The organism is Methylomagnum sp. (genome assembly GCF_054333355.1).
This window is the reverse complement of sequence record NZ_JBTEKS010000057.1, coordinates 1-16818: the sequence shown is the minus strand read 5'-3', so window position 1 is coordinate 16818 and position 16818 is coordinate 1. Positions and strand designations below refer to the sequence as shown.

Genomic DNA, 16818 nt, shown 5'->3' with positions numbered 1-16818 from the left:
GCGAACGGCGATGCGCCCCGGCATCTCTTAACTTAATGGCAGTGACGGGCTGCGTGGGGATGGCTTGCATAGCGTCTCCGGGACTTGGGGCACGGGCCGAACGCCTATGGATGGGGGATAATTTTTGTTTGATGGGTTTTTCCAAAAGCGCGGATTTTGGCCCCCTCTCCTTCTAAGAGAGTGTGGGGTGAGGGGATTAAAAAAGCTTTTTTCCACAAATACTCGCCCGCCAAGCTTTGATTCTCATTTTGTTCCCCCCTCACCCCAGCCCTCTCCCGCAAGGAGAGGGAGCAAATTTGCCGTTCCGCGATGATAATCCTTCCGAAAAATCCACGCACCCAAAGAGTCACGCTTGAAATACGCCCTCCTCGCTTCGGTCTTCCTCATCGCCTCCTGCGGCCTGGTCTACGAACTCATCGCCGGGGCCATGGCGAGTTATCTGCTGGGCGATTCCATCACCCGCTTTTCCACCGTCATCGGCACCTATTTGTTCGCCATGGGCATCGGCTCGTGGCTGTCCAAGCATGTCACCGGCAATTTGGTGCTGCGCTTCATCCAGATCGAATTGGCGGTGGGCCTCCTGGGCGGGGTGTCGGCGGCGGTGCTGTTCCTGCTGTTCGCCAAGAGCGGGGCGCCGTTCACGGCGGTGCTGTATGGGCTGGTGCTGGGGGTCGGGACGCTGGTCGGCTTGGAAATCCCGTTGATGATGCGGATCCTGCACGAGCGGGTGCGGTTCCGCGAACTGGTGTCGGAGGTGCTGACCTTCGACTATCTGGGTGCCCTGTTCGTGTCGCTGCTGTTCCCGCTGCTGCTGGCGCCCAAGCTCGGGATGATCCGCACCGCGTTCCTGTTCGGCCTGCTCAATGCCGCTGTGGCGGCGGCGACGCTGTGGCTGTTCCGCCACCGGCCCGGCCCGTGGCGGATGGTGGCCGGGCAATGCGGCGTGGTGCTGGCGCTGTTGTTGGCGGGCCTGTTCGGCGCGGGGCGGCTGACCGCGTTCGCCGAGGCGCAGTTCTACGGCGATGAAATCCTCCACGCCGAAACCACCGCCTACCAACGCATCGTGTTGACCCGCTGGTCGGACGATCTGCGGCTGTTCCTTAATGGCAATCTGCAATTCAGTTCCCGCGATGAATACCGCTATCACGAAGCGCTAATTCATCCGGGGTTGGCCGCCTTGCCGCAGGCGCGGCGGGTGCTGGTGCTGGGTGGCGGCGATGGCTTGGCGGTGCGGGAAATCCTCCGCTATCCGAACGTGGAATCCATCACCCTGGTGGAACTGGACCCGGCCATGACCCGGCTGTTCGGCGACCCGGCGGGGCTGGGCAAGCTGAACGGCGGGGCGTTGGCCGACAAACGGGTGCGGGTGGTCAACGCCGACGCCATGGTGTGGCTGGAAGAGAGCCAGGAAGTTTGGGATTTCATCGTCGCCGACTTCCCCGACCCCACCAATTTCAGCCTGGGCAAGCTGTACACCACGGCGTTTTATCGGCTGCTTGATCATCATCTGGCCCGCGACGGCCTGTTGGTGATTCAGTCCACCTCGCCCTACACCGCCCGCCGGAGCTTCTGGTGTGTGGTAAATACACTAGAGAATGTGGGCTTTCACACCTGGCCGTATCACGCTTATGTCGCGTCCTTCGGGGAATGGGGCTTCATTTTGGCGGGACATAGCGGGTTCGGGCCATCCGAGCGATTACCGCCGGGTTTGCGGTTTTTGGATGGGCCGACCCAGCGGGATTTATTCCGCTTCCCGCCGGACATGGGCCGAATGGAAACCGATATTAACCGGCTGGATAACCAAGTGCTGGTGGGCTACCACGAAGCGGATTGGAGTGCCGCAAGCCGATGACTTAACTCGTTTGGGCTGGCATCCCCCGGAAACGTGAAAAAGCACAGAAACAAAGGGTAATTATGATGGGTCCGGGAGTCGCTTAGTTCACTGACGGATCGTAGAGACTTTTGTAATCTATCGCCGGTCATCACAATCGCGGGCCTTCCGGGGGCGACGAAAATGCGCGACATCATAGCCCTTAAAAACTCGCCGGTCGTCCCCGGCCCATCCCATAGCCAGGGCAATCGCGCTATATGAATTTCCCCCTCTCGCCTCTGGGAGACCTGTCCTGAGCGGCGTCGAAGGGGGGCCGGGGTGAGGGTATCCAACCCAGGGATTTATGGTCTTTCTAACCCGGACCACAAGACCCGACCTCGGTTCTTCAAGGAAGAAAACCCGTTTTGACACCCTCACCCTAACCCTCTCCCAAAGGCGAGAGGGAAAAAACAGCCGCTTCCCGGCATAGCGCGATTGCCCTGATCCCATAGCCGAGCGAATGCTCCGCTGTTTTCTTCCGACACGGATTGGCGCGAAATTAGCTTCCATCCAGCTATAGGGCTTGTTTCCGACAAGGCCACAGCGACGCACGGCTATTGTCTACTCTGTTTTTTTTTCTATAATTGCTTTGTCCAGGTCATTTTGCTGACAGCCTTGTCGGACCTCAGATAATTGTAGGCAGGTCACGGGGGGTGAAGCGCGATGCGGCGGGTCAATTCCGCGCTCACGGATTCGGCTTTGAAACGACAACGGCGGCGGCTTTCAGATAGGCGGGTGCGCCTCGACTGGCTGGGCCATTCGGTGCTTGCGGAAAGAATTAACGAAACTATTGAGGCGGGTATCTCATGAATACTATGAAACTGGCCGTGGTGGCGCCTGTCGAGGAATGGAAAACCGAGCCGGGCATGATTGAGCATTTGCGCTTGGCCTTCGCTTGGCTGGGCAATGGCTGGCGTTTAACCGAACCCGGCGAAGCCAATATCCTATTATTCATCATGCGGGGCGACGCACAGTCCAATCTACTTTGGGAGAAGTTAAGCCGGGCGATCCCCGCCGACAGGATATTGGTTTATGGCACGGGCACCTTGCCGGAAGGCGTGCAATGGTCGTTGACAAAAACCCACCGGGGCATGTCAATGACATTGAATATGGTCAATACCTTGCTGCGAATGCAGGAATCCCTGACGGGCCGCTCCATTTCGGACGAGCCTTATCACCCAGAGAATTATATTCAAGGCATTATCAAAGAAGCGCGAGCCGATGGTGTTGGACGGGTTTTAGCACTGCCAGAAGACCCGGAAGTATGCCTGTATCTCTTACCAGGGGAAGACGCTTGCTATATTTTCGAGGACATCGAAAAATCCGTTCCCCTATGTATTGCCCAGCGCGAAGCCATCCAAGTCACCCGGATTCCTGCCGAGGAATTGCTGCGGAAAGTTGGATACATTAGCTTTTACTCGCGGCTTTCCAATTATGCGCTTGGTCCCAATGCGGGACTTATCCAAGAAATTACCGCCAGAAAAGCCAAGCGTTATACCCTGGATGAATTGACTTGGTTCGCGACCCTGGTTAATTCGGGGGGGCGGCTGCTGGCGGGTTGCAAGCATGACGATAGCGTCATCGTCAAGCACTGGCCCGAGATCACCCGTTTGAGTTATTACCAGGAATATTTGGATATTTCCAAATGGATGAGCCTCAGGGGGGCGCAACTCACGGATATTGCCGCTCAGAATAGTCTGTCGGGGCGGCAAATGGTCGACTTCCACAATGCCTGTGCCCTGCTCGATTTGGTGGTTCGCAACGACCAAGCCCAGCGGGAATCCCAGAAAAGCCTGGCCGCTCGCCGCCAACTTTATAATCTCCTCAAGCCCTTCGCCAGCCCTCGCGGACAGCATATAAAAATCGTCATCGCGGGCACCATCGGCTCGGGCAAGACGACCGCCATCACCAAGTTGAGCGATTTCTCCCCGCTGACCACCGAAACCCGCCCCAGCGATTATGTCTCCGAACAAAAGGCCAGCACCACGGTGGCGATGGATTATGGCGAGACCCGGTTTGAGGATATGAAGCTGATGTTATATGGCACGCCCGGCCAGAAGCGCTTTGAGTTCATGGGGGAAATCCTTTGCCGGGGGGCGTGGGCTTTGTTGATTCTGATTAATAATACCGAGGCAAATCCTTTGGCGGAGTTGGATTATTATTTGAATCTTTATCGTTCAGCGCTCGGCAGTCTGCGGGTCATGGTGGGCATTACCCATTATAAGGAAGGCACGGGGCTGAGGCTTGATGATTACCGTAATCATCTTGCCAGTCAGGATGCCTATTATCCCGTGACCCAGCTTGACCCCAGGGAGTATTTGGATATAGTCAGGTTTTTCAATGACACTTTGACTGAAGCGTCGGAACCTAAAGCTAGGTTGCGGGCGGTGGGGGGATAGGATTATTCAGTAAGTAGCACGTAGGGTGGGTTAGGCGCATGTGACGAGAAACCAATATTCCCGTGGGCTTCGCCGTGTGCCGTACCCACCATGCCGATTAAGGCGGTGGGTTACGGCACACGGTAGACCGCGAAGCAATATCAAACCCCACCTAGCGGGTGCCTAACCCACCCTACATTGATCATATTTATTTGATACGGCGACAAATAAAAAGGGATAACCTCTTTTCACGGAGGTTATCCCTTTCAATCAAAGGGCGGCGCGAAACCGCCCCGAAATAATGATTGTCAGGCCAGGGCTTGCTTAATGCGGTCCAGCGCCTTCTCCAGATTCGCCCTGCTGGTGGCGATGGACAACCGCATACAGCCGGGCGCCCCGAAGGCCGAGCCGGGCACCACGGCCACGCCGCCCTCGATCAGGTATTCCGCCAGTCCCAAGTCGTCGCTGATGCCGTCCAGCCGGTCGATGACGCCCTGGACATTGGGCAGCACGTAGAACGTGCCGTCGGTTTCCAGACACTCCACGCCGGGGATGGTGTTCAACTCGCGCACCACATAGTCGTGGCGGGCCTTGAACGCCTTGACCATTTCACCGATGAAGGCCTGGTCGCCATTCAAACCCACTTCGGCGGCGACCTGGGAAATGGAGGTCGGGTTCGAGGTGCTTTGCGACTGGATGTTGGTCATGGCCTCGATCAGCTTGGCCGGACCCGCCGCGTAGCCGATGCGCCAGCCGGTCATGGAGTACGCCTTGGAGACGCCGTTCAGGACCATGGTCCGGTCGTACAGGTCCGGGCAGACGTTGAGGATGTTGACGAAGTCGCCGTTCCAGAGGATGTGTTCGTACATGTCGTCGGTGGCGATGATGATGTCGGGATGCTGGCGCAGCACCTCGCCCAGCGCCTTCAGCTCGTCGGCGCTATAGGCCATGCCGGTCGGGTTCGACGGGCTGTTGATGACGAACAGCCGGGTCTTGGCGGTGATGGCGGCGTCCAGTTGGGCCGGGGTGATCTTGAATTTCTGCGCCTGGCCCGCCTCGACGATGACCGGCACACCGCCGGCCAGCAGCACCATGTCGGGGTAGGACACCCAATACGGCGCGGGGATGATGACCTCGTCGCCGGGATTCAGCAGCGCTTGGGACAGGTTGTAGAAGCTCTGCTTGCCGCCGCAGGACACCAGAATTTGCTTCGGCTCGTAGTCGAAGCCGTTCTCCCGCTTGAACTTGGCGACGATGGCCTTCTTGAGGCCGGGCGTGCCGTCCACCGCCGTGTACTTGGTGAAGCCATCCTGGATGGCCTTGATGGCGGCCTGCTTGATGTGGTCGGGGGTGTCGAAGTCCGGCTCACCGGCGCCCAGGCCCACAATGTCCTTCCCGGCGGCACGCATGGCGGCGGCACGGGCGGTGACGGCGAGGGTGGGGGACGGCTTGATGGACTGTACGCGGTCGGAAAGTTGGATGTTCATGGGTCGGGTAACGTGAGTGCGGTGAATTTAGGGCAGCGGATCGCTGGCGGGTGCAGAGAATAGCCATGCGGGGGAAGGCTGTCGAGTCCGCCCTGCGGATTGTGGAGGGCATGGTGTTTTTCCGGGCAGGATTTACACGCCCCCCGCCGCCCGAAGGCGTTCACCACAAGCGCCGGGTATCGAGCCAAATGACTTGTCCGGCGCACTTTTCCACCTCGTCCATCATGTGCTGGGTGCCCCCCACGCCATCCCCGCCCGCGCCGTTCCATAGGCAAATGAACCGCACTTTGTCCGGCCCGTAGGCCAAGGCACTATCAATCAGCCACAGGTTGCAGCGCTCGTAGGGATTGCGTTCCGAATCGCCCAGTTCCTCGGGCATACAACGGATGGGTAGGTCGAGCTTGGCTTTGACGGCGAGATAGCGGTCGTGCCACTCATTCGCCGTCAGGGCGACGGAGTGCTGGATGAATTCGGCTTCCGGGAAGGGTTGCAGCAATTGCAGCCTGACGCCGCGCTCCTGGCAGGCGGCGGCGAAAATCAAGTCGCCGCCATTGGCGCCTTGGGTGATGGCCAAGTCATCGGGACCGGCTTGAAGCTCGTCCAAGACCTTGGCGATGGCGACTTCAGCCAGCGGCACTTTGTCAGGCGGGAAGCGGGGCGTCGCTCGGTCAGGCGCATCGACCATGTGGCCGGAGAACAGCAACACCCGGCGCGGCTGCCATTGGCCCTCCGGTTGCGATTCGCCGCAAGGCAAGGCGTGCGGTTTCATGCGTCCCTCCAAGAAAATAAGGCTGTCGGCCATGTTACTGCGGATGCGGCGGATGAAAAATCAGAAAGGAGTACCTACCGTGGAATATGATAGGGTAATTTATGGTTCGCGATAGCGCTAATCAAAGCCTCTCCCATGAAAACCGACAGCCTGTTTTACCGCCTATTCCAAGCCGATCCCGGCCTAGCCCTGGAACTCGCCGGGCTGACCGTGCCGGAGCCGGAACGCTACCGCTTCGTGTCCGTCGAGGTCAAACAGACCGCGTTCCGCCTGGACGGCGTGTTGTTGCCACCCGCCGACCGGCCCGACGCCTCGGTGATTTTCGTGGAAGCCCAGGCCCAGCCGGACGACGGCTTCTACCTCCGCTTCGTGGGCGAAATGCTGGTCTATCTGCGTCAATATTCGCCGGTGCCGGTGTGGCGGGCGGTGGTGTTCTACCCGGATGAAGCCACCGAGCGGGTGGACGGCGGGACGGAACCGTTCCTGCATCTGCCCAACCTGCATCGGGTTTACCTGAGCCGCTTGGCGCTGCTGGACAGCCCCAATCCCAAGCTGTGGCTCATCGCCCTGGTGCTGGCGAAGGAACCGCAGATTCAGGCCATCGTCGAACGGATTCAGACCCACCGCCGCCAGCATCCCGATGACGGGATTGATTGGCTGGATTTGCTGGAAACCATCCTGGTTTATAAACTGCCGAAATTCTCACGGGAGGAAATACAGGCCATGTTCAATTTCAACGAAACCGAATTGAAGCAAACCAAGTTTTATCAACAAGTATTCGGGGAGGGCGAAGCCACCGGCGAAGCCAGAGGTGAAGCCAAGGGCGAAGCTAGGGGCAAAATTAAAGGCGAGGCCGACATGTTTGCGCTATTGCTTGAACACCGATTCGGGCCGCTATCCCCGAAAACCCGGCAACGAATCGTCGCTGCCGATGACGCGACACTCCGCCTATGGGCCAAGCGTCTGCTCGATGCTAATTCACTGGATGAAGTTTGGGGCCACTGAGTGCCCCGACTATTCAGGTGAGGAAATTCAAGCCATGTTCAACTTCAATTTCAGCGAAAGCGACCTGAAGCAAACCAAGTTTTACCAGCAGGTGTTTAGTGAGGGTGAAGCCGTCGGCGAAGCTAACATGCTGCGTTGCCTTCTCGAACACCGTTTTGGCCCACTCTCCGACAGTGCCAAGCGCCGCCTCGCTACAGCGGATGCCGCTACCCTGCTGTTATGGGCCGACCGCCTACTGGACGCCCGCTCGCTGGATGATGTTTGGGGACATTGAGTGAAAGCGGTCTGGCCTAAGCGTCGGGCAGGAAATACCTGCCCGACCTACACCTATCACGTCATTCAATGGCTGACAAAGCACTAGGCTCCCTGACCCTTTTTGTGCTTACGTCAACAGAACCTAGCCAAGTTGTTTCAATAAACATCGTCGGCGCCAGTCTGGCTCTCGAACCGCCGGGCCATCGCGAGCGCCACATACCGTTCTGGCAAAAACATCCATGCCCATCAAACCCCTCGTAGACGAAGCCGTCCCGCCCTCCCCCACCCAAGGCAAGCCCCTGCGCCTGCGTAGCCGCTTCAAGCCCGCTGGCGACCAGCCGGAGGCCATCCGCCAATTGCTGGAAGGCTTGGGCGACGGGCTGTTGCACCAGACCTTGCTGGGCGTGACCGGCTCCGGCAAGACCTTCACCGTCGCCAACATCATCGAAGCCCTCCAGCGCCCGACCCTGATCCTGGCACCGAACAAGACCCTGGCCGCCCAGCTTTACGGCGAGATGAAGGAGTTCTTCCCGGAGAATTCCGTCGAGTATTTCGTCTCCTATTACGACTATTACCAGCCGGAAGCCTACGTCCCCTCCTCCGACACCTACATCCAGAAGGACGCTTCCCTCAACGAGCACATCGAGCAGATGCGCCTGTCGGCCACCAAGGCGCTGATCGAGCGGCGCGATACGGTGATCGTGGCGACGGTCTCGTCTATCTATGGCTTGGGCGAACCGGCCTCGTACTTCGAAATGGTGCTGCACTTGGTGCGCGGCGACCTGATGGAACAGCGCAAGCTCCTGCGCCGCCTCGCCGAGTTGCAGTACACCCGCAACGACACCGAACTGCGCCGCGCCACCTACCGGGTGCGGGGCGAGGTGATCGACATCTACCCGGCGGAATCGGAAAAGGAAGCCCTGCGGGTGGAGTTGTTCGACGACGAAATCGAGCGGCTGTCCCTGTTCGATCCGCTCACCGGCGAGATCATTTCCCGCATCGCCCGCTACACGGTTTACCCCAAGACCCACTACGTCACGCCCCGCGAGAAAATCCTCGAAGCCATCGACCAGATCAAGGCCGACCTGAAACTCCGCCTGGATGAACTGCGCGACCAGAACAAGCTGGTCGAGGCGCAACGGCTGGAACAGCGCACCCTGTTCGACCTGGAGATCATGCTGGAGGTGGGCTATTGCTCCGGCATCGAGAACTACTCCCGCTACCTCTCAGGGCGAGGGCCGGGCGAGGCGCCGCCGACGCTGTTCGACTACCTCCCGGCGGAATCCCTGCTGGTGGTGGACGAAAGCCACGTCACCATTCCGCAGCTCGGGGCCATGTACCGGGGCGACCGCTCCCGCAAGGAAACCCTGGTGAATTACGGCTTCCGGCTGCCGTCGGCGCTGGACAACCGCCCGCTGCAATTCGAGGAATTCGAGGCCCGCGCCCCGCAGCGCATCTACGTCTCGGCGACGCCAGGTCCGTATGAACAGAAGCATTCCGGCGCCGTGGTGGAGCAAGTGGTGCGGCCCACCGGCCTGGTGGACCCGCAGGTGGAAATCCGCCCGGCGCTCAATCAGGTGGAAGACCTGCTGTCGGAAATCCACGAGCGCATCCGCAAGCAGGAACGGGTGCTGGTGACGACGCTCACCAAGCGCATGGCGGAAGACCTGACCGAGTACCTGTTCGAGCACGACATCGCCGTGCGCTACCTGCATTCGGATGTGGAGACGGTGGAGCGGGTGGAGATCATCCGTGACTTGCGGCTGGGGAAATTCGACGTGCTGGTGGGCATCAACCTGTTGCGGGAAGGGCTGGACATCCCCGAGGTCTCGCTGGTCGCCATCCTCGACGCGGATAAAGAGGGCTTCCTGCGCTCCACCGGCTCGCTCATCCAGACCATGGGCCGCGCCGCCCGCAACGTTCATGGCCGGGCCATCCTCTACGCCGACAAAGTGACCGGCTCCATCGAGCGCGCCCTGGAAGAAACCGAGCGCCGCCGGAACAAGCAGATCGACTACAACCTGCGCCACAACATCACACCCAAGACCATCGTCAAGAACATCACCGACATCCTGGAAGTCGCCATCCCCGGTGCCGGGCCGGGTAGCCCCAAGAAAGCGTCACGCAAGGTGGCCGAGCCTAGCGCCGACTACAAAGCGGTCAAGCCCGCCGCCGCGGCCAAGCTCATCAAGCAGATGGAAGAGAAGATGTACGCCGCCGCCCGCGAATTGCAGTTCGAAAAAGCGGCGCGGTTGCGGGACGAGATCAAGCGGATCCAGGCGGAAGTGTTTGCCGGTCCCGAATAGAACTAGACCGACTCGGTTTTTAAAACCGAGTCGGTCTTTACACTTCTCAACTATCATGAATCCCCTCTTCCCCGACTTAGACCGCGACCTCCGCGCCGCCTTTCTGGCGCAATTGCGGAACCTGTGGACCCATACCAGCACGGCCCTGGAAGGCAACACCCTCACCCTGGGTGAAACCGCCTTCGTCATCGAGGAAGGGCTGACCGTCTCGGGCAAGCCGCTGAAGCATCACCAGGAAGTGGTCGGCCATGCGCGGGCCGTCGACTTGGTATACGAATGGTTGGACCGGCCCGATCCCATCACCGATAGCGACCTGTTAGCCCTGCATCGGGCGGTGCAAACCGAAATCGTCATCGACCTGTATTGCCCGGTCGGTGCCTGGAAGCGGGAGTCCAATGGCACCCACGCCGCCACGCCCGCCGATACGCCGGGGCTGATGGCGGTTTGGTTGGATGGGTTGAACGCGGCCCTGGCGGCGGCTCGATCCGGCGATTCCGACGGTGCCCTTGCCGCCTATGTCCGGCTGCATGTGGGTTTCGTCCGCATTCATCCGTTCTCCGGTGGCAATGGGCGGTTGGCCCGGTTGTTGGCGAATCTGCCAGTGCTGAAAGCGGTTTTGCCGCTCATTGTCATCGACCACACGCGGCGGCGGGAGTATCTGGATTTGCTCCACACCTATGATCTGGGTGCCGGGTCGGCGCGGGCCGGGGTGGATTTGCTGCCCGAGCCGGGGCGGTTGGCGGGGTTTACGGAGTTTTGCCGGGAATGTTGGCGGGCTTCGACCGAGTTGGTGGCGGAGGCATATCGGAGGCAGGCGGCGCGAGTGACCTAAATCTATCCAGTGACGTAGGTCGGGCATAGAAGGAATACATGCCCGACCTACGCGGCTATATTGGTCCGGCATGGTTACAGGCCCGGCCTACAGGCTAGCTTCCCTCGGCTCGATACGATTGAAACCTCTCAGCCCGTAGCCCGTAGGATGCGGTGACGACAGGAACCGCTTCGTTCCTCAGCGCATCCTACGGCCCTAGCTTCCCGTCCTAATTACTCCGAAAACTATCCCGGTGGGCTGGGTTGGAGCTTTGCAGAAACCCAGCTTATTCGCCGGGAATGCTGGGTTTCGTTCCTCAACCCAGCCTACCGTGCTGATTATTTACGCCTAACGTGAGTTAGTCAGCAAAAATGCCATATAAACCGCCCGCTTATCCCACCATTGCTCTCCCTCAAAACCTCTCCAACCCCCCAAACGCCAACCGCCCCCCATGCACATGCATCCCCCCGAACTCCGCGCACCGATGCAAGGTCGGAACCCCCTTCCCCGGATTCAATAAACCCTTCGCATCAAACGCCGCCTTCACCGCGAAAAACTGAGCCAATTCCGCGCTATGAAACTGCACACACATTTGATTCAGCTTCTCCATACCCACGCCATGCTCCCCCGTCACGGTGCCGCCCACCGCCACACATAACTCCAAAATCCGCCCGCCCAGCGCCTCGGCCCGCGCCAACTGCGCCGGCTCATTAGCCTGATACATAATCAGCGGATGCAGATTGCCATCCCCCGCATGGAAAACATTCGCCACCCCCAGCCCATACTCCACCGATAATTCGCCAATCCGCCCCAATACCTCGGCCAACCGGCGGCGCGGAATCGTCCCGTCCATGCAGTAATAATCCCAACCCAATCGACCCAGCGCCGGAAACGCCGCCTTCCGCCCGGCCCAGAAAACCTTGCGCTCGGCCTCGCTCTGCGACCGGCGGACTTCCAGCGCGCCGTTTTCAGCGAGAATCGCCTCGGCCTTGGCAATGTCCGATTCCACCTGTTCCGGCGTGCCGTCCAATTCGCACAGCACCACAGCGGCGGCACCCGCCGGATAACCGGGATGCAGAAACGCCTCCACCGCTTGAAGAATGATGGCGTCCATCAACTCCAAACCCGCTGGCACCAGCCCCGCCGCAATCACCGCCGCCACCGCCGCGCCCGCGCCTTCAATGCTGTCGAACGCCGCCAACAAAGCTTGAGCGCGGGGCGGCGCGGGCAACAATTTCACCACCACCTCCACAATCACCCCGAGCAAGCCTTCCGAGCCGCACACCAGCGCCAGCAGGTCATAGCCGGGCGCATCCAGCCCCGCGCCGCCGATGGTCAGCAACTCGCCGTCGATGGTCGCCAGCGTGACCTCCAACACGTTATGCACCGTCAGCCCATATTTCAGGCAATGCACGCCGCCGGAGTTCTCCGCCACATTGCCGCCGATGGTGCAGGCGATTTGCGAGGACGGGTCGGGCGCGTAATACAGCCCGAACGGCGCGGCGGCTTCGGAAATCGCCAGATTGCGCACCCCCGGCTGGACCCGCGCCGTGCGGTTGGCCGGGTCTAGCGCCAAGATGCGGTTGAATTTCGCCAAACTCAGCAGCACCCCATTCGCCACCGGCAATGCCCCGCCCGACAACCCCGTGCCCGCGCCCCGCGCCACCACCGGCACGCCGTTCGCGTGGCACAGCTTCAACACGGCGCGGACCTGCGCCACCGTTTCCGGCAAGGCCGCCAGCCAGGGCAGTTCGCGATACGCGGACAGGGCGTCGCACTCGTAGGGGCGCAGGTCTTCCTGATCGGACAGCACGGACTCCGCCGGAAGATACTTCCGTAACGAGGCGATGAATTGGCGGCGGTTGATGGCGTGCAGCACTAGCTCTGAGGAATGGATTTTGTAAGCCATGGCTTAGGGTTGCTCGTGAAAAGGAGAATCGCCCTCGCCGTTGCGATCCGGCAGCAGAAATAACCGATAGGCCAGCATCCCGATGATGAACCCGCCCAAATGCCCGAACCACGCCACGTCGGCATAAGGATTGGCGGACACAACTAGCCCCGTGGTGACGTTGTAGAGCTGGATCATGACCCACACGCCCAGGAAGGCGATGGCGGGCACCTCGACGAACAGGGGCAGGAAGAACACCCAGATCACAATCCGGGCGTAGGGAAACAGGAAGAAGAACGCCCCCATCACGCCCGCGATGGCCCCCGACGCGCCGATGGCGGGAATGATGGATTGCGGGTTGGTGTAGACATGCACGGCCCCGGACGCCATCCCGCACACCAGATAGAACGCCAGGAAGCGCACCGCGCCCATGCGGTCCTCGACGTTGTCGCCGAAAATCCACAGCAGCCACAGGTTCAGCACGATGTGGATCCAACTCCCGTGCATGAAGAGGTGCGAGACGAACGGCGTGAAATCCCCCGCCGGAAAGCCCGCCCGCGCCGCCCAGTCGGGAAACGCGAACCGGGCCGGCACCAAGCCGTGGAGATATTGAAAAATCCGCAGCGATTCCGTCGACAGCATCTCGCCGTAAGCAAAGACGGCGACATTGATGACGATGAGCGTCCACGTCATCCACGGCGTGTGGCGCAGAGGAATATTGTCGCGGTAGGGAATCACGGATCGGCTCCTTAGTTTTGTTGGGATGGTGTCGAAAAGCCGAATCTCAGACTGACGGCTTGGCCTTTTGTGCCCGGAAATTGACGAAGGTATCCAAGGCACCCAGCAGGGCTAGACCGGCCAATACGAATTGGGGGAAATAAATAAGGGCGATATAAATGGGCAGCGTCCATCCCGCTGGCAACCCGCGCATGGCCACCACGCCGTGAATCACCGCCAGCCCGACGAAGAAATAGACCAGGATGCCAGCCATGAACAAATCGGCGACCAGGATTTGATTCCAGGCGCCCGCCCCCGAGATGATGGCGACCACCGTCAGCAACACCAGCCGGGACAGCCGCAACCGCTGGAATTCCGGGCCGAAGCCGCCGGGGTGATAGGCCAGGGATTGCAGCCAGCGCCCGAACAGCAAGCTCAGCATTAGGCTCAGCCCGTACAGCACCCCCAGGAAGCCATTCATCAACCGCAAGGTGTCGTTCTCCTCGAAGCCCTTCACCGTGGCGCCCGGCACGCCCGTGACCGCGTGCTTCAGCCACTCGTGCCAGAAGGCCACCACGTCGCCGGTCACGGCGTGCATCGCCACGGCATAAATAGCGATCACCCCGCCCACCACCAGCAGGGCCATCCCTTGGGATTCCGTGCGGCGCAGGGTTTCCGTCGCCACCAGCAGGGGCGGCCAGAGGGCGAGCACCAGCGGGAATTCCAGCCCAGGCCGGGAACCCACCCCAAACCACCCCGCCGCGACCAACGCCCCGGCCCCCACCGCCACCATCAAGCCATAGGGCCAGCCTCTCCGCAGCGCCACCAAGGCCACCACCGCGCCACTCAGGATGGCGAACGGCGGCACCTTGAGGGCCACAACTCCCAGCAGCCCCGCCACCAGTCCGGCGATCCATGGGCTGCGCATGATAAAAACAGCGAATTCGCGCATGGCGGTCCCCTACCCTATCCAGCCAACGCGGCGAAAATGGCGGGGGCGGGGTCCGGCGGAAAGACAATCGGGATGGATGGCATGGGGTGAAAACTCCTGCGGGTGATGGGTTATGAGCATCAAATCTAACCCATTCCACCCAGCGGGGCGAACCCCTTTTTCACGCGGGAATCCATCGCCGCCGTTCCGAACTGGCGGTATGCTTGCCGGACAAAAATCATGGCACCGGATTCCGGTTCGAAGCGCGGAGCAATGGCTTTGGAAAACACCGATGACGATTACGACAACCCTTGGAAAGACGCGGTCGAACACGATTTCCCCAGAGTAATCGCGCTATCTTGAAACGAGGCTTTGGTCCCCTCTCCAGCGGGAGAGGGTTAGGGTCACTGCCATTAAGTTAAGAAAACCGAGCGCAGTGACCGCTGGAGTCCGAACTTTAGTTTGGATGTTTTTCAACGGCTTAAGCCCTTGTCCAAACTAAAGTTCGGACTCCAGACCGGCTTAACTTAATGGCAATGAGGGTTAGAGTGAGGGGGTCAAAATTAAGGTTTTTTCGTTCAGACAACGCTGATGGTCGCCCCGGTCTGAGGTTTTTGGTCAGCATGTTGGAGGGATTTAGAAAAATCCCGTTTAAATCCCCCTCACCCCAACCCTCTCCCGCTGGAGAGGGAGAAAACGGGCGGCTTTTGACGACAGTGCGCACGCGGATCGATTGGACGAGTTATTGGCGGACCCCAACCGACGCCAAGGAATTGACGGCGGTATTCAACGGCTAGGCGCGGAGGGTTGCCCTTCGCCATCACATTTTTACCGAAAAGCCAAAATGACCACTGACACCCCCCCCAACCCCGACGACTGGCAACCCGCCGCCAAGGGTGGCCTACTCGACCGTCGGCTGTTCCTCAAGCACGGCCTGACTTTGGGCGTGGGGGCCGGACTCGCCGCCGTGGTGCCCGGCGCGCTGGCCGAGGAACCGCCGTCCTGGATGAAAGCTCCCGGCGCCCCGTTCAGCAACTACGGCCAGCCCTCGCCCCACGAGAAGGAAGCCATCCGCTGGATTTCCGCCAATTCCGCCGCGCCCGGCAACGGCATTTCCTGGACGCCGCTGCACACGCTGGAAGGCATCGTCACCCCCAACGGCCTGCATTTCGAGCGCCACCACAACGGCGTGCCGCAGATCGACCCGGACCAGCACCGACTACTCATCCACGGCCTGGTGAAGAACCCACTCAGCTTCGGCGTGGATGACCTGCTGCGCTATCCGCTGGTGTCACGGCTGTGCTTCGTGGAATGCGGCGGCAACAGCAACGCAGGCTGGCACGAGGAGCCGATTCAAACCCCGGTGGGTTATTTCCATGGCCTCGCCTCGTGCAGCGAATGGACCGGCGTGCCGCTGTCCACCCTGCTGGACGAGGCGGGTTTGCTGCCGGACGCCCGCTGGTTGATCGCCGAGGGCGCCGACGCCGCCGCCATGAATATCAGCATCCCGGTGGAAAAAGCCCTCGACGACACCCTCGTGGCGCTGTACCAGAACGGCGAGCGCATCCGCCCGGAGAACGGCTATCCGCTGCGGCTGATCCTGCCCGGCTGGGAAGCGGTGCTGAACGTGAAATGGCTGCGGCGGCTGCAAGTGGCGAAGGAGCCGGTCATGGCCCGCAACGAAACGGCCAAGTACACCGAGTTGCAACCGTCGGGCAAGGCGCGGCAGTTCACCTTCCTCATCGAAGCCAAGTCGCTGATTATTTATCCATCGCCGGGCCACAGGCTGCGCGGGCCGGGCTTGTATCAAATCAGCGGGCTGGCGTGGAGTGGGCGGGGCCGGATCACGCGGGTGGAGGTCTCCGCCGACAGCGGCAAGACCTGGGCGGAAGCGGCGCTACAGGAGCCGGTGCTGTCCAAATGCTTCACCCGGTTCCGGCTGCCTTGGCGTTGGGATGGCTCGCCCCGGGTGTTGAAGAGCCGCGCCGTGGACGAGACCGGCTATGTGCAGCCGGAGCGCTCGGTGCTGGTGAATGAGCGGGGCCGTCATGGGTATTTCCACTACAACGCCATCGTGGCTTGGGCGGTGGCCACCGATGGGAGTTTGAGCCATGTGTATGCGTGAGAAACTCAACGCCGTAGGTTGGGGTGACGAAGGAACCCCAACGAATGTGGGTAAAGGAATCGTTGGGCTTCGTTCCTCAGCCCAACCTACGCGCTACTGTAGGTCGGGCTTAAGCCCGACCTACAGCCTAGCTTTGCTGCTGTCGGGGCTGGCAACATCCGCCACCGCCGCCACTGAAGGCCCGCAGCTAGGCCACCCCGCCACCCCAACGGAAATCGCCGCCCAAAATATCAACGTCTTTCCTGACGGCAGCGGCCTTCCGCCCGGTCGCGGCAC

12 protein-coding genes and 1 pseudogene are annotated in these 16818 nt (G+C 60.7%); 8 read left to right on the top strand and 5 right to left on the bottom strand.

Features of this window, described 5'->3' with window-relative positions:
- Positions 1 to 328: 328 nt before the first annotated feature.
- A complete protein-coding gene (locus ACXWUF_RS06895) occupies positions 329 to 1852 on the top strand; it encodes a polyamine aminopropyltransferase (RefSeq protein WP_458493935.1) in 1524 nt (507 codons plus the stop codon).
- 824 nt (positions 1853 to 2676) lie between these two features.
- Entirely contained in the window at positions 2677 to 4269 is a 1593-nt protein-coding gene (locus ACXWUF_RS06890; protein WP_458493934.1) for a GTP-binding protein, read from the top strand.
- A gap of 287 nt (positions 4270 to 4556) precedes the next feature.
- Here ACXWUF_RS06890 and ACXWUF_RS06885 read toward each other — a convergent pair whose 3' ends face one another.
- The gene (locus tag ACXWUF_RS06885) at positions 4557 to 5735 is read right to left on the bottom strand and encodes a pyridoxal phosphate-dependent aminotransferase (protein WP_458493933.1); all 1179 of its coding nucleotides are present in this window, start codon (positions 5733 to 5735) and stop codon (positions 4557 to 4559) included.
- A 160-nt stretch (positions 5736 to 5895) separates the two neighbouring features.
- Complete coding sequence (locus ACXWUF_RS06880) at positions 5896 to 6504, bottom strand: hypothetical protein (protein WP_458493932.1); 609 nt, start codon at positions 6502 to 6504, stop codon at positions 5896 to 5898.
- A gap of 135 nt (positions 6505 to 6639) precedes the next feature.
- Here ACXWUF_RS06880 and ACXWUF_RS06875 point away from each other — a divergent pair, with 135 nt between their 5' ends.
- The 4 genes from ACXWUF_RS06875 (at position 6640) to ACXWUF_RS06860 (ending at position 10902) form a co-directional block, all read left to right on the top strand.
- Entirely contained in the window at positions 6640 to 7509 is an 870-nt protein-coding gene (locus ACXWUF_RS06875) for an Rpn family recombination-promoting nuclease/putative transposase (RefSeq protein WP_458493931.1), read from the top strand.
- A gap of 34 nt (positions 7510 to 7543) precedes the next feature.
- Positions 7544 to 7783 carry a hypothetical protein gene (locus ACXWUF_RS06870; protein ID WP_458493930.1) on the top strand — a complete coding sequence of 80 codons (240 nt, stop codon included), beginning with the start codon at positions 7544 to 7546 and terminating at the stop codon, positions 7781 to 7783.
- Positions 7784 to 8003: 220 nt separating this feature from the next.
- On the top strand, positions 8004 to 10070 hold the full coding sequence (uvrB, locus tag ACXWUF_RS06865) for an excinuclease ABC subunit UvrB (RefSeq protein WP_458493929.1): 2067 nt from the start codon (positions 8004 to 8006) through the stop codon (positions 10068 to 10070).
- Positions 10071 to 10125: 55 nt separating this feature from the next.
- Positions 10126 to 10902, top strand: a complete 777-nt coding sequence (locus ACXWUF_RS06860) for a Fic family protein (RefSeq protein WP_458493928.1) — start codon at positions 10126 to 10128, stop codon at positions 10900 to 10902.
- 391 nt (positions 10903 to 11293) lie between these two features.
- Here the strand turns inward: ACXWUF_RS06860 and ACXWUF_RS06855 are convergent, their stop codons facing one another.
- From ACXWUF_RS06855 to ACXWUF_RS06845, 3 genes are read right to left on the bottom strand one after another with little or no spacing between them, the layout of a single operon-like run.
- On the bottom strand, positions 11294 to 12790 hold the full coding sequence (locus ACXWUF_RS06855; protein WP_458493927.1) for an FAD-linked oxidase C-terminal domain-containing protein: 1497 nt from the start codon (positions 12788 to 12790) through the stop codon (positions 11294 to 11296).
- A gap of 3 nt (positions 12791 to 12793) precedes the next feature.
- A complete protein-coding gene (locus ACXWUF_RS06850) occupies positions 12794 to 13507 on the bottom strand; it encodes a rhomboid family intramembrane serine protease (protein WP_458493926.1) in 714 nt (237 codons plus the stop codon).
- A 46-nt stretch (positions 13508 to 13553) separates the two neighbouring features.
- The gene (locus ACXWUF_RS06845) at positions 13554 to 14438 is read right to left on the bottom strand and encodes a hypothetical protein (RefSeq protein WP_458493925.1); all 885 of its coding nucleotides are present in this window, start codon (positions 14436 to 14438) and stop codon (positions 13554 to 13556) included.
- An 823-nt stretch (positions 14439 to 15261) separates the two neighbouring features.
- Here ACXWUF_RS06845 and soxC point away from each other — a divergent pair.
- Together soxC and ACXWUF_RS06835 are read left to right on the top strand one after the other, a co-directional pair.
- Entirely contained in the window at positions 15262 to 16542 is a 1281-nt protein-coding gene (gene soxC, locus ACXWUF_RS06840; RefSeq protein WP_458493924.1) for a sulfite dehydrogenase, read from the top strand.
- Positions 16543 to 16588: 46 nt separating this feature from the next.
- Positions 16589 to 16818, top strand: a pseudogene (locus ACXWUF_RS06835) (hypothetical protein); the annotation flags it as partial.